Annotated in this window: 14 protein-coding genes; 11 read left to right on the plus strand and 3 right to left on the minus strand. The window is 31.4% G+C overall.

The genetic code is table 11. From position 1 onward, the window contains the following. Positions 1–94: 94 nt before the first annotated feature. The 4 genes from MT340_RS02620 (at position 95) to MT340_RS02635 (ending at position 3,909) form a co-directional block, all read left to right on the plus strand. Positions 95–1,540: an MDR family MFS transporter gene (locus MT340_RS02620; protein ID WP_243588667.1), complete on the plus strand. Its 1,446-nt coding sequence runs from the start codon at positions 95–97 to the stop codon at positions 1,538–1,540. A gap of 143 nt (positions 1,541–1,683) precedes the next feature. Further along, positions 1,684–2,481: a transporter substrate-binding domain-containing protein gene (locus MT340_RS02625; protein ID WP_243588668.1), complete on the plus strand. Its 798-nt coding sequence runs from the start codon at positions 1,684–1,686 to the stop codon at positions 2,479–2,481. Further along, positions 2,462–3,181, plus strand: a complete 720-nt coding sequence (locus tag MT340_RS02630; RefSeq protein ID WP_243588669.1) for an amino acid ABC transporter permease — start codon at positions 2,462–2,464, stop codon at positions 3,179–3,181. The genes MT340_RS02625 and MT340_RS02630 overlap by 20 nt, the downstream gene beginning before the upstream one ends. After that, positions 3,178–3,909: an amino acid ABC transporter ATP-binding protein gene (locus MT340_RS02635; protein ID WP_243588670.1), complete on the plus strand. Its 732-nt coding sequence runs from the start codon at positions 3,178–3,180 to the stop codon at positions 3,907–3,909. Before MT340_RS02630 ends, MT340_RS02635 begins: the two co-directional genes overlap by 4 nt. An 83-nt stretch (positions 3,910–3,992) precedes the next feature. Here MT340_RS02635 and MT340_RS02640 read toward each other — a convergent pair whose 3' ends face one another. Next, the gene (locus MT340_RS02640; protein ID WP_243588671.1) at positions 3,993–5,240 is read right to left on the minus strand and encodes an aminoacyltransferase; all 1,248 of its coding nucleotides are present in this window, start codon (positions 5,238–5,240) and stop codon (positions 3,993–3,995) included. Positions 5,241–5,505: 265 nt separating this feature from the next. Here MT340_RS02640 and MT340_RS02645 point away from each other — a divergent pair, with 265 nt between their 5' ends. Both MT340_RS02645 and MT340_RS02650 read left to right on the plus strand, forming a co-directional pair. Next, positions 5,506–5,865 carry a DUF4467 domain-containing protein gene (locus MT340_RS02645; protein WP_243588672.1) on the plus strand — a complete coding sequence of 120 codons (360 nt, stop codon included), beginning with the start codon at positions 5,506–5,508 and terminating at the stop codon, positions 5,863–5,865. A gap of 24 nt (positions 5,866–5,889) precedes the next feature. Beyond that, on the plus strand, positions 5,890–6,486 hold the full coding sequence (locus tag MT340_RS02650) for a thioredoxin domain-containing protein (RefSeq protein WP_243588673.1): 597 nt from the start codon (positions 5,890–5,892) through the stop codon (positions 6,484–6,486). An 82-nt stretch (positions 6,487–6,568) separates the two neighbouring features. Here MT340_RS02650 and MT340_RS02655 read toward each other — a convergent pair whose 3' ends face one another. Continuing rightward, positions 6,569–7,651 carry an ABC transporter permease gene (locus MT340_RS02655; protein WP_243588674.1) on the minus strand — a complete coding sequence of 361 codons (1,083 nt, stop codon included), beginning with the start codon at positions 7,649–7,651 and terminating at the stop codon, positions 6,569–6,571. Beyond that, positions 7,648–8,376, minus strand: a complete 729-nt coding sequence (locus tag MT340_RS02660) for an ABC transporter ATP-binding protein (RefSeq protein WP_243588675.1) — start codon at positions 8,374–8,376, stop codon at positions 7,648–7,650. The genes MT340_RS02655 and MT340_RS02660 overlap by 4 nt, the downstream gene beginning before the upstream one ends. Positions 8,377–8,511: 135 nt before the next feature. On the opposite strand from MT340_RS02660, the gene MT340_RS02665 reads away from it, so the two are divergent. The 5 genes from MT340_RS02665 to MT340_RS02685 all read left to right on the plus strand — a co-directional run bounded on the left by MT340_RS02665 (position 8,512) and on the right by MT340_RS02685 (position 11,672). Continuing rightward, complete coding sequence (locus MT340_RS02665; protein WP_243603558.1) at positions 8,512–9,075, plus strand: TetR/AcrR family transcriptional regulator; 564 nt, start codon at positions 8,512–8,514, stop codon at positions 9,073–9,075. Between the two features lie 266 nt (positions 9,076–9,341). Beyond that, positions 9,342–9,857, plus strand: a complete 516-nt coding sequence (locus MT340_RS02670; protein ID WP_243588677.1) for a YceI family protein — start codon at positions 9,342–9,344, stop codon at positions 9,855–9,857. A 123-nt stretch (positions 9,858–9,980) separates the two neighbouring features. Beyond that, on the plus strand, positions 9,981–10,448 hold the full coding sequence (locus MT340_RS02675; protein WP_243588678.1) for an SRPBCC family protein: 468 nt from the start codon (positions 9,981–9,983) through the stop codon (positions 10,446–10,448). Positions 10,449–10,517: 69 nt separating this feature from the next. Beyond that, the gene (locus MT340_RS02680; protein WP_243588679.1) at positions 10,518–10,700 is read left to right on the plus strand and encodes a hypothetical protein; all 183 of its coding nucleotides are present in this window, start codon (positions 10,518–10,520) and stop codon (positions 10,698–10,700) included. A 147-nt stretch (positions 10,701–10,847) separates the two neighbouring features. Then, positions 10,848–11,672 carry a formate/nitrite transporter family protein gene (locus MT340_RS02685; RefSeq protein WP_243603559.1) on the plus strand — a complete coding sequence of 275 codons (825 nt, stop codon included), beginning with the start codon at positions 10,848–10,850 and terminating at the stop codon, positions 11,670–11,672. The last annotated feature ends 1,042 nt before the right edge of the window (positions 11,673–12,714 follow it).

Genomic DNA, 12,714 nt, shown 5'->3' on the forward strand with positions numbered 1-12,714 from the left:
AAAAATTTACAACTATTTATGTGAAAATTAAATTTGAATCTGTATAATAAGCAACAGTATCTGACACTTAGCACCAAGAGAATGGAGGAAAACAATGTCGCATAAAAGAAAATTAGCAATGATTTATACAATGTTATTAGGCGGTTTCTTTGGATTATTAAATGAAACTTTACTAACGACTGCGTTACCGCGAATTATGAAAGATTTTAATATAGAATATTCGCAAGTACAGTGGCTGACAACAGCCTTTCTATTAACAAATGGGGTAGTCGTACCATTATCGGCATTTATTATTCAACGATATACGACGAGACAAGTATTCTTAACGGGGATTGCTATCTTCTTAATAGGTACATTATTAGGAGGATTCAGTCCGAATTTCGAAGTTTTATTGAGTGCGCGCATCATTCAAGCATTAGGATCAGGCATAATGATGCCTCTTATGATGACGACGATACTTGATATTTTTGAACCACACGAACGTGGTAAGTATATGGGCTTTTTTGGCTTAGTGATTGGTTTAGCACCAGCCATAGGTCCAACGTTATCTGGTTATTTAGTAGAATATTTTAATTGGAGATCATTATTCCACGTAGTAGCACCAATTTCAGCAATTACATTTATTCTTGCTTTGAAAATTGTTAAAAATGTGGGTACTAACGTTAAAGCACCGATTGATATGATTTCGATTGTGTTATCCATTTTAGGTTTCGGTGGATTACTTTATGGTGTAAGCTCGATTTCGCACGATGGTTGGGATAATCCGATTGTTTTAATGACCATTATAGGTGGTGTCATCTTAGTAGGGCTATTTATTTGGAGACAACAACGACTTGAAACACCGTTACTTAGTTTCAAAGTGTTTAAAAATAAAGAATTTGCGGTTGGTTTAGCGATTATGGCGGTAACAATGATTTCAATGATTGGTTCTGAAACCGTCTTACCCATGTTTGTACAAAATGTCTTAAATCGTACACCTGTAGATTCTGGATTGATTTTGCTTCCAGGAGCGATTGTCATGGCGATTATGTCAATGATATCTGGTTGGTTATATGAAACCTTTGGCGCTAAAGTTTTAGCCATTATTGGCATGTTAATTGTCATTGTAACGACATCTTACTTTGTCTTTATGGATGAACACACATCAACGATGATGCTCGCAACGATTTATGCGATTCGTATGATTGGTATTGCTTTAGGATTAATGCCGATTATGACACATACAATGAATCAATTGACACCAGAATTAAACGCGCATGGCTCTTCAATGACGAACACCATTCAACAAATTTCAGGTTCGATTGGAACTGCAGGTTTAATTACTATCTTAAGTTCAGCGAGTAAAAGTTTTAAACCAACAATGAGTGAATATCAAGGTATGAATAAGCAAGACATGGCGCATCAAATTCAGCTCGACGCCGTGTTACATGGTTATCATGCTGGTTTCCTATTTGCACTCGGTATTACGGTGATCAGTTTATTGTTAACTTTTCTCATTAAAAGTAAAAAGAAAGTAAAAGCTGAGTCGGAAAATAATTAATAAATCATTTTAGTTGATAAACGGTAATATCCAAACATTCTGAACACTTGTTGTGACGCAAATTATTATTGACTATTCCGAGCGTTGAGATTAGAATTAATTTATTCTGACTAATCTAATAGGAATATGGAGGAAACAAAGAAATGAAAAGACTTTTATTTGTAGCTTTAGCACTAATCTTTGTGTTAGCTGCTTGTGGTAATAGTGGGTCATCTGATAAGAACAGTGATTCAAAATCTAGCAGTAGTAGCGATAATAAAACATTAAAAGTAGGTACTGAAGGTACATATGCACCATTTACGTTCCACAATAAAAAAGATCAATTAACTGGTTATGATATTGATGTAATCAAAGCAGTAGCGAAAGAAGAAGGATACAAGCTTAAATTCAATGAAACTTCATGGGATTCAATGTTTGCTGGTTTAGACGCTAAACGTTTTGACGTGATTGCTAACCAAGTCGGTATTAACAAAGAAAGAGAACAAAAATATAAATTCTCTAAACCTTACACATACTCAAGCGCAGTATTAGTTGTACGTGAAAATGAAAAAAATATTAAATCATTTAATGACGTTAAAGGTAAAAAATTAGCGCAAACATTTACATCTAACTACGGTAAATTAGCTAAAGATAAAGGCGCAGATATTACTAAAGTAGATGGCTTTAACCAAGCAATGGATTTATTATTATCTAACCGTGTAGACGGTACGTTTAACGATAGTTTATCTTACTTAGATTATAAAAAACAAAAACCTAATGCCAAAATCAAAGCGATTAAAGGTAACGCAGAACAAAGTAAATCAGCATTTACATTTAATAAAAGTGTAGATGACAAAGTCGTTTCCGATTTCAATAAAGGCCTTGATAAACTTAAAGAAAACGGTAAATTAGAAGAAATCGGTAAGAAATGGTTCGGTGAAAATGTTTCTGAGCCTAAATAGTCAACAACAACACGCACTTGATGCAGCAAGACAAGCATTTGGACCAATGTTGGAAGGTTTAGTAAAATACTCTATTCCAATTACTATCGTTACCTTTATATTAGGTTTAATTATTGCTTTATTTACAGCGTTAATGCGTATTTCTACAAGTAAGATTCTAAAAGGAATTGCACGTGTTTATGTATCTATTATTCGAGGGACACCAATGATTGTTCAATTGTTCATTATCTTCTATGGTATCCCTGAATTAGGACGTTTAATTACGGGTAATGCTGACGAACAGTGGACGCTCTCATCTGTATTATCAGCTATTATTGGGTTATCTCTTAATGTAGGCGCTTATGCCTCAGAAATTATTCGTGGTGGTATTATTTCTATACCTAAAGGACAAACAGAAGCGGCATACTCTATCGGCATGAACTATCGTCAAACGATTCAACGCATTATTTTACCTCAAGCAATTCGTGTATCGATTCCAGCTTTAGGTAATACGTTCTTAGGACTAATTAAAGATACGTCTCTTTTAGGATTTATCTTAGTAGCTGAGATGTTCCGTAAAGCTCAGGAAGTAGCTTCTACAACATATGAATACTTCACAATTTATATTCTTGTAGCTGTTATGTACTGGGTTGTATGTTTCATTATTTCGGTTATCCAAAGCTTCTATGAATCATATATTGAAAGAGGGTATAGCTCATGATTGAATTAAGTGGTATCCATAAATCATTCAATGATAAAGAAGTGATTAAAGGCATTGATTTAAATGTTGATAAAGGAGAAGTTGTGACACTCATTGGTCGCTCAGGTTCTGGTAAAACAACATTGTTGCGTATGATTAATGCTTTAGAAATTCCAACTGAAGGTAATGTGACGGTTAATGGCGAAAGCTATACAGCTAACAATAAGAAGTCTCAAATTAACGTTCGTAAACAATCAGGAATGGTTTTCCAAAGTTACAATCTTTTTCCACATAAAACAGCTTTAGAAAATGTGATGGAAGGTTTAGTAACTGTTAAGAAGATGAGTAAAGTAGATGCTAAAGAAAGAGCGATGGGACTATTAGAAAAGGTTGGATTAACAAGTGTTAAAGACCAACGTCCACACGCTTTATCTGGTGGTCAACAACAACGTGTAGCTATAGCAAGAGCATTAGCGATGAGTCCGAAAGTGATGTTGTTTGATGAACCAACCTCTGCATTAGACCCTGAATTAGTTAATGATGTATTAAAAGTCATTAAAGAACTAGCAGATGAAGGCATGACAATGGTCATCGTGACACATGAAATGCGCTTTGCTAAAGAAGTTTCAAATAAAATCATCTTCATTAATGAAGGAAGAATAGGCGAACAAGGCTCTCCAGATGAGATGTTTAATCATCCTAAGACAGAGGGACTTCGCAGATTTTTAAATGTTATTAATGAAAACTAATATAAATTAAACCACGTTATAAAGAATTGAAAAGTTCTTTATAACGTGGTTTTTATATTTAGTGTTAAGTTAGATAATTCTTATTATTTTCGACGTTCTAATAATTGTTTTGCACGATAAGCTAATGGTTTAATTGGCTTAATAAAGTCTCCGATATATTCGTAGACATTGGCATTAAACCCTTTTTTAAATTGTTGTACACCATAATCTTCAGCATCTTCACCGAAGTCTCCTGTAATACCGTAGAAATTATAGCGATCAATATTATGTTCTTTGGCAAATTTAATCATTTCCCATTGTAAACGATAAGCGCCCATATAAGCATTGTATTTAGGGTTAGAACCACTTGATAAATAGTATACTTCATGGTCATTATAAATATAAAGTGCGGCTGCTAAATTTAAAGTTTCACCTTCAGCAGCAATTTTTTCTTTAGTTTCATTGAGTTTACGTTCATTACTATTTAACTGTTGTTCAATTTGTGTTTTCTTATTTTTATTTTTCTTAGAGTTAGGACTTTCTTTTAATGCTTCATCAACATCAGCTAATTGTTTCGTTAAATCATCGTGTTTTTGTTGAAGAGTAGATAGATAGTCTTTTAAATCAATATATGCAAGTTTTAACATGGCGTGGTCTTGATAAGTTTTTTGCATTTCATAGAAATATGGTTTATCTCTAAATTTGAAACCGTGTTTTTCTTCTGCCATTTGGAAAAGTTCGAAGAAAGTATCTGTTTCTTCCATTGGTAATGTTCTTACCTTAACACCCATTTCATACGTTTTTTTAATATTACGGCGTGTTTGATAGTCCATTTCTTTTAATAACTGATCTTCCGTTTTATCTTCAAGATCTAGAATAGATAACCAACGAATTTGGCTCATCGTACTATAACCTACAGACCAACCTTGGTGTTTATAGCCTAAGTCTTCTAATGTTTTAATCACGGCGCGATTATCATAACTTTCTAAAATTTCACCATCGGCATTTCGTAAGTTTTCTAAAATATAAGGATCTACTAAAACGAATAAGCAGTTGTGTTTTTTTAAGTAAGCTGTTAATGATTTAAAGAAAAAATGAACTAATTGGATATCACTATAATCCATTACAGGACCACGATGAGTATAGAAATATTTATAGATTTTTAGGGCACGTGCTTCAGTCATTAAAGTTCCAGCAATAACTTTGCCTTCCTCATCTTTGACACCTACTATATGCACGTCGTTTTTCATTTCATTTCTATTTTCAAAATGAATGCGCGATTGAGTGTAATGTGAAAAATTTTCTGTTGTAAATTTTTCAAATTCTTCAGGTGTTAAATTAACGAATTTCATGAATATCTACTCCTCTGTCTTTTTAAGAATTCTTATCTATTTTAACAAATTAACTATACTATTACACATGTTTTATTATTATATTCACTCATACTTTAGTAGTATGTTGAAATTAATTTTTAAAAATAAATAACTTATTTTATTATAAAAAAGAAATTTTTAATAATCTAGCACTTACGTCAAAAGCATTGTATGATAGAATTTGCAGTAATAATATTATTGGAAGTTGTTAATATATCGAACTGAGTTGTAGGAGTGAAGATGATTGAAAAAATTAATTGTAACGATAAGTGTATGTGTACTATTTTTAGCAGGGTGTGGCAATGATAAGTACACAAATAAAATAGATAAAGCGGTGAAGTTACAAGATCAGAAACAAGAACGACTTGCCAAAAATGATCAAGGCGATGTGGTAAAACATTTTGATAAGAAAGATGCAAATATCTATGTATTTGAAAAAGGTAAATATGTAGTATTAGCATACAAACCTTTGAATAACAATGAAGAAGTTCATTATTATACTTATCAATTTAACGGTAAAAAAGCTAAATACTTAGAACATTTTGATACAAAACAATATATTGATAGTCATGATTCAGATTATAAAGAGGAAAATATGAATTAATATCTCATTATTAAAGGAGCATCTATGAAAAAAATATTATTAGCAGGCAGTGCATTAATTATATTGCTTGTAGTTATTGGCGCATGTTCTAAAAACAAGAAAGAGCAAACACCGCCTAAAACTAGAGATGGTAAAATATTAATCGTTGAATACGGAGATTATAAATGTCCATATTGTAAAAAAGTAGAAGAAAAAGTAATGCCTACCATCAAAAAACAATATATTGATACTAATAAAGTAGAATATCAATTTGTGAATGCTGGATTTTTAGCTAAAGATTCTATAGTAGGATCAAGAGCTGGTAATGTAGTAGAAAAAATAGCACCTAAAGAATATTTAACTTTCCAACACAATGTTTATGCACAACAACAAGATGAAGATAAAAAATGGTTAACTGAAGATTTCCTAGATAAAGAAATCGATAAATTAGCCATTTCACAAACAGATAAAGCAAACATTAAGAAAGAATATAAAACTAAAAATAGTGATGCATGGAAAAAAGCTGATGAACAGAAAAAATTAACAAAAGAGCATCATATTAAATCTGTTCCTACAGTATTTATTAATGGTAAAAAAGTAGAAGATCCGTATAAAGTTGAAGGATGGAAAAAATATTTATAAATTTGCTAATACTGAAAAAGAGACTCAGTTTAGATTTGATAAAAACTTTTAATTATCAAATTCTACTGTAGTCTCTTTTTGTTTATACTTTTCTATATCGTTTGAGGCCTATAATATTGAGAATAATAAATATTGAGATAAATAGGATAAGGATTAATAAATCTAACCAAATGTGAGCCCATCCTTGCCCTTTAATCATTACATTAGTTAATGCATCACCAGCGTAACGCAATGGAAAGAAATAACCAATATTACTTAGCCAATTTGGCATGTTTTCAAGAGGAAAGATGCCAGAAAAGAAGACCTGTGGCACTGCAATTAAAGGTATAAATTGAATCATTTGGAATTCAGAATTGGCAAAGGTTGAAATGAAAATGCCCATAGATAAAGCCGTAATAGCTAAGGCAATGTTGATTAAAATAACATACCATAAGCTTCCAGCAACATTTATATTAAGTAAATAAATAGAGAATAAAACAATGACTAAAGTTTGAATAATGGCGAAAATGCCATATCCTATCAGATAGCCCATTACAATTTCACTGCGACGTATTGATGTAGCTAAAATTCGTTCAAGGGTACCAGTTGTTCGCTCTCTTAGTAAAGCAATCCCTGAAATTAAAAACACAAATAGAAATACAAAAAATCCCATCAAAATAGGAAACATTTTGTCAAAGTAACTACTATCAGAATTTCCATATAAATACTTATTATGAATAGAAATATTTGTATTTTTATCTTTATTAGCCGTCATTGGTATTTTTTCTAAAACTTTTTTAACATCGTTCATCTTGGCTTTTTGAATTGATTGGCCAACTATTTGTTTAATGGCTGAAGTTTTATTAGGGTCTTCATTTGTATAAACAACATGTAAAGCTTTATTATCTTGATAAATAAATCCGTCTAAGTGATCATTTTCAATCTTTGACTTAATATTATTTGTTGAATGATAGTTTTTAAGATTTAGATTTTTATCTGGTAAATTATCAGTAATCTGAGAAGATACAGAGTTATCGACGCCAAGTTGGAGTTCTTCTTCATCCCCATTGAATATGAAATACATGAGCGTGAGTATAACAATTGGAGCTAGGAACATCAAAGCAAGGGTGCGTTTATCTCTTAGTAGCTCTTTCATCACTCTTTTAACAATAGCTAATAGTTTCATGATTGACCTACCTCCTCAGCTTTAATAAATACTTCTTCAATCGTATTCACATTAAATTGCTTCTTTAATTGATTGGGAGAGTCTAAGGCGAATAATTGACCTTCTACTATTAATCCAATTTTGTCACAACGTTCAGCTTCATCCATGACATGTGTTGTAACAATGACGCTTTTACCTTCTTTAGTCATATTTTTTAATTGTCCCCAAATTTGATTTCGCAGTTTAGGATCTATACCCACTGTAGGTTCATCTAAGATGATCAAGTTTGGTTGTGCAAGTAATGTGATTGCCAAAGATAATCGACGTTTCATGCCTCCTGAAAAGTTTACTACTTTTTTATTCAATGCTTCTTTTAAATCAACTAATTTCATACTTTCTTGTATATTATTTTCTAATTGCTGTCCTTTTAACCCAGCTAAATGACCAAAAAATTCAAGGTTCTCATATGCAGTTAATGTTTCATATAATGCATCAGTTTGACCCATGTATCCAATTTTGTTCAGTATTTTGCGGTTAGGCATTTTTTTATTAAAAATTTCAGTAGATCCTGAATCAAGCTTTTCCATACCTAACAAACATTTAATAGTAGTTGTCTTACCACAACCACTAGGTCCAATTAAGCCAAGAAGTTCGCCTTTATGAATATTTAAACTTATTTGATTCAATACTTTATGGTTTCCAAATATCTTCACAGCTTTATGTAAACTTGCAATACTTTCAGTCACAGCTATCCCTCCTATATTGACATGTTTTATCAATTCTATATATTAAATATAAATCCTTTTAAGTAAATGTGAATTAATTTTTATAGTAACTGAACATTTTATGATTAAATGTTTGGAAAAAAGGAGAGGGCTTAAATGGATGATATTGAAATAACTGATAAACGTGTAGTGAATACTATGAATAGTATTAAAAAAGGCATGATTAGATTATTAGAAAAAAACAAATTTGAAAAAATTACTATTAAGGATATTTGTACAGAGAGTGGTATAAGTAGAACTACGTTTTATGCTCATTATAAAGATAAAAATGATTTTATTTATAGTTATCTAACATCACTATTAAAAAAAGGAAAAAAAGAAATATTTAAAAAAGAATTTTCAAATCAACATATTTTTCTAGAAACAATGGTTCATTATTGGTTAGATGAAGGGAAGTTAATACTACTCTTACTTGGGGATGATAGTGCTCAAACGGCTCACATTCAGATGAAGAAGATTTTACAATATAATGTTGAGTTGAAATTAGTACCTATAGTAAATACGAACACCTTAACGACGAAAGAAAAATATTTTTTACTTATATTTATGAGTAATGCGATTTTTGGAGTGTTACAAGATTGGGTGAAACGAGGATGTGTAGAAACACCCAAAGAAGTAGCTACTATCATGAATAAAATATTTGAAACTGCATTTAAATAATTGAGGCAAGAAAGCCTATATTAGAAATAGTTTGTATAAATTATATTTCAAAAATTAATATTGAAGATAATCACACTAGGTTTACTAAAAAGGGTAAATAAAAGTTGCGTAGGTTGATGTAATAGAATATTAAAAATTAAATTTTAAAATAAGTCATTTTACTTGTATTTTTCATAGAGTTCATTTATTATACTAAGTATAATAAATATACAAACATGAAACATGTTTTAGTGGTTTCATAATTTAACTATTGGAGGTATGCAAACATGGCTAATTTTAATTTAGATCCAGTGCATTCAGGTATTAATTTTTCTATTCAACACTTAGTAGTATCAAACGTTAAAGGTCGTTTTAATGACTTTGATGCTAACATTACAGGCGATTTCAATGATTTAAGCTCATTACAAGGGACTTTTACAGTACAAGCAAATTCGATCGATACTAAAGTAGAAGACCGTGATAACCATCTTAAAAGTGCGGATTTCTTAGATGTTGAACAATATCCAGAAATTAAATTTGAAATTACTAAAGTCGATGACCATTCAGTAACTGGTAACTTAACTATGAAAGACCAAACACATGAAGAAACATTCGATTTAGATTACAAAGGTATTAGTTTAAATCCTTTAAACAGTAAAAACACAGCTGGTTTAGTAATTACTGGTAAAATCGACCGTGAACAATACGGTGTTACATTCAACCAACAATTAGAAACTGGTGGTTTCTTATTAGGTAAATCATTAGACGTTGAGTTTGATTTAGAATTCCCTATTGAAGAATAGTATTCCTGATAATCTATTTAAACAGACGAGGTGATTGCCTTGTCTGTTTTTTTGTTGTATTTATGGAAATAAATTGCTAAATTTTGTAAGAATAAAGCTTTTTGAAAATGAGGGAAGTAAATAATGACAATTAAAATTAAAAGTAATAAGATTATATTTTCAAGAACGTTTGATGCATCCGTTGAGCAAGTATTTGATGCTTATACAAAGAAAGAATTATTTGAACAATGGTTTCATCCACAAGGTGCGACAACCAAGGTTTTTAAGTTTAATGCTGTAACAGGTGGACAAGCATTCTTTGCAATTGAAACACCAGAACACACAAGTTATACGCTTACAGAATATAAAAAAGTGAATAAACCGCATCACATTGAATACTTCGATTTCTTTGCGACGCCTCAAGGTGAGAAAGATACCCGTCTACCTGGTATGCATATCTTTATGGATTTCGAAGAAGAAGGCAATCGTACCACTGTGACGTCTACATCTGAATTTCCAACGAAAGAAGCGGCGCAACAAGCCATTAACATGGGCGTTGAAGCAGGAATGAATTCTACGCTCGATCAATTAGAGAAATTATTAAAAAAATAAAAAGTCATAAGGATGTCAATTTTTGTAAGAAATTTTAAGTTATAATGTAGGTGAAAAGAGGATGATATGATGAAACAACGTTATTTAAAAGTACTTGCACTATTTTCATTAAGTACATTAATTCCTACATTATTATTTAATTCAAAATGCCTAAATAATGGTGCTGTTAAATATGTTTTAAGAACAGCACTAGGATATGGTATTTTTGCGAGTGGTTTACATTATTTATCTAAATTTAAACGCACACGCTAATCATATATCGAGATGTAGTTTATTCAAAAACTATATCTCGATTTTTTAGTTTATATCGAAAAAATACAATTTTATCTACCTCTTTACTAATAATTTTTATATAATTGTAAATCATACAATTGAATATTGTGGGAGGTAGAATTTCAAATGTTGGAAAATCACAAAAACTTAGAAGATACATATACGACACGTCATATAGTAGAGGCTGCAGTAGGACAAGTCCAAATGAAAGAAGTCATGGCTAAAAAAACACCCGGGAGATATTTATTAAAAGCAATTATGTCAGGATTTTTATTAGCAATAGTGACTGTCTTCATGTTAGCTGTTAAAACTCAATTTGCGGATACAAATGAGGGGTTAGTTAACTTGTTAGGCGCTATTTCATTTAGTTTAGCGTTAGTATTAATCGTCTTAACAAATTCAGAATTGCTAACAAGTAATTTTATGTATTTAACAGTGGGATGGTACTATAAAGCAATTACAGTTAATAAAATGATTGTTATTTTCTTATTCTGTTTCTTAGGAAATATTATAGGTGGATTCATTTTATTCTTTTTAATGAAAGGCACACATATTATGACGCCAGAGATGATTGTAGCTTTAAGTAAAACTGTACACGCTAAAACCGTAGAATCATCATGGTTAAATATTTTAATTAAAGCGATATTCTGTAACTTCTTTATTAACATCGGCATTTACGTTTCAATGTTATTTAAAGAAGGGCTTGCAAGAGCATTCTTCATCGCTGTTGGTGTTATTGTCTTCGTATTTATGGGTTATGAACACGTGGTTTTCAATGCTGGCTTATATGCAGGAATGATGTTCTATAACATTGATGCATTATCATGGTTAGATGTATTAAAAAATGTGGTGTTCGCTTTTATTGGTAACTATATTGGTGGAGGCATCTTTGTAGGTCTTGTATTCGCTTATTTAAACGGTAAACGCGATAGTTTTAGTACAAAAAGCTAATTTTAACAAGTCTAGGACATAAAAGTTTTAGATAAGAAAAAAGACAATTTTTATTGTGCGAAATATTATCTATGGAGATAAGAACTGAAGTTCTATTGATAGAGTAAGTTGAGCCATGTTTTAATCTTTATACATAAGGCACCTTATTAATTTAGTTTAGTGATGTTTATTAAATTATATGTAAGGACCTTATTTTTAAAATTTTTATGTAAAATTACATATAAATACATTGTATTTTGGCGAGACTCTTATATTCATTATTACTGAACATAAGTGCTCTAGAAATTCTTATGATGAACTACGAATGATTTTGTGTGACGCCTGAGGAGACAGGATATCAATGAACGTAAGCGTTCAAACACTTACGTAAGAAGTTCTAAGATGAATAACGAATGACGTTGCGAGACTCTTGGCGTTTTTTATATTGAACACAAGTGCGCGTGCACTTGCGTAAGTCGTTCTCAGATAGATAACGAAACGTAGTTGTGAAGACTCCTGGTGGAAAAGAAAGAGCCTCAAGACTATAGGCTTGAGCCTTTCCCACCGGAAAGCGTAACAACTTAAACAAGTGAATATCTACCTAAGAACTACTTTACAAGACCGTGGCTCGACCCAGCCCCCTAGGCAAGCGTCTCAACTTAAGTGAGTGAATATCTATCTAAGAACGACTTTATAAGACTACAGGCTTAAGCCTTTCCCGCAAGAAAGCGTCGCAACAAAATGAGTAACATTTATCTAAAAACTACTTTACAAGACCGTGGCTCGACCCAGCCCCCTAAGCAAGCATCTCAACTTAAGTGAGTGAATATCTATCTAAGAACAACTTTATAAGACTACAAGCTGAAGCTGTCCCATAAGAATAGATCCAACACAGAGAAACTGAGTTAATCAGTTTATACAAGCAAAGCAAGTTGGGCAAGCGAGCCAATAATACGAAGTATTGTAAATAAAGAAGCCAGTAAATGAATTTATAAAAACTCATTTACTGGCTATTTTTCTAAGAACTATTATCCTAGATTTATTTTTTACGTTGACTTAAAGC

The organism is Staphylococcus sp. NRL 16/872 (assembly GCF_022815905.2).
Taxonomy (GTDB): Bacteria; Bacillota; Bacilli; order Staphylococcales; family Staphylococcaceae; genus Staphylococcus.

What these genes read in the sequence shown, in the direction of transcription:
- MT340_RS02680 (WP_243588679.1), top strand. Translation starts at nt 10,518, where the DNA reads ATGAAACAACGTTATTTAAAAGTACTTGCACTATTTTCATTAAGTACA.
- MT340_RS02670 (WP_243588677.1), top strand. Translation starts at nt 9,342, where the DNA reads ATGGCTAATTTTAATTTAGATCCAGTGCATTCAGGTATTAATTTTTCT.
- MT340_RS02640 (WP_243588671.1), bottom strand. Translation starts at nt 5,240, where the DNA reads ATGAAATTCGTTAATTTAACACCTGAAGAATTTGAAAAATTTACAACA.
- MT340_RS02650 (WP_243588673.1), top strand. Translation starts at nt 5,890, where the DNA reads ATGAAAAAAATATTATTAGCAGGCAGTGCATTAATTATATTGCTTGTA.
- MT340_RS02655 (WP_243588674.1), bottom strand. Translation starts at nt 7,651, where the DNA reads ATGAAACTATTAGCTATTGTTAAAAGAGTGATGAAAGAGCTACTAAGA.
- MT340_RS02685 (WP_243603559.1), top strand. Translation starts at nt 10,848, where the DNA reads ATGTTGGAAAATCACAAAAACTTAGAAGATACATATACGACACGTCAT.
- MT340_RS02635 (WP_243588670.1), top strand. Translation starts at nt 3,178, where the DNA reads ATGATTGAATTAAGTGGTATCCATAAATCATTCAATGATAAAGAAGTG.
- MT340_RS02675 (WP_243588678.1), top strand. Translation starts at nt 9,981, where the DNA reads ATGACAATTAAAATTAAAAGTAATAAGATTATATTTTCAAGAACGTTT.
- MT340_RS02630 (WP_243588669.1), top strand. Translation starts at nt 2,462, where the DNA reads ATGTTTCTGAGCCTAAATAGTCAACAACAACACGCACTTGATGCAGCA.
- MT340_RS02620 (WP_243588667.1), top strand. Translation starts at nt 95, where the DNA reads ATGTCGCATAAAAGAAAATTAGCAATGATTTATACAATGTTATTAGGC.
- MT340_RS02665 (WP_243603558.1), top strand. Translation starts at nt 8,512, where the DNA reads ATGGATGATATTGAAATAACTGATAAACGTGTAGTGAATACTATGAAT.
- MT340_RS02625 (WP_243588668.1), top strand. Translation starts at nt 1,684, where the DNA reads ATGAAAAGACTTTTATTTGTAGCTTTAGCACTAATCTTTGTGTTAGCT.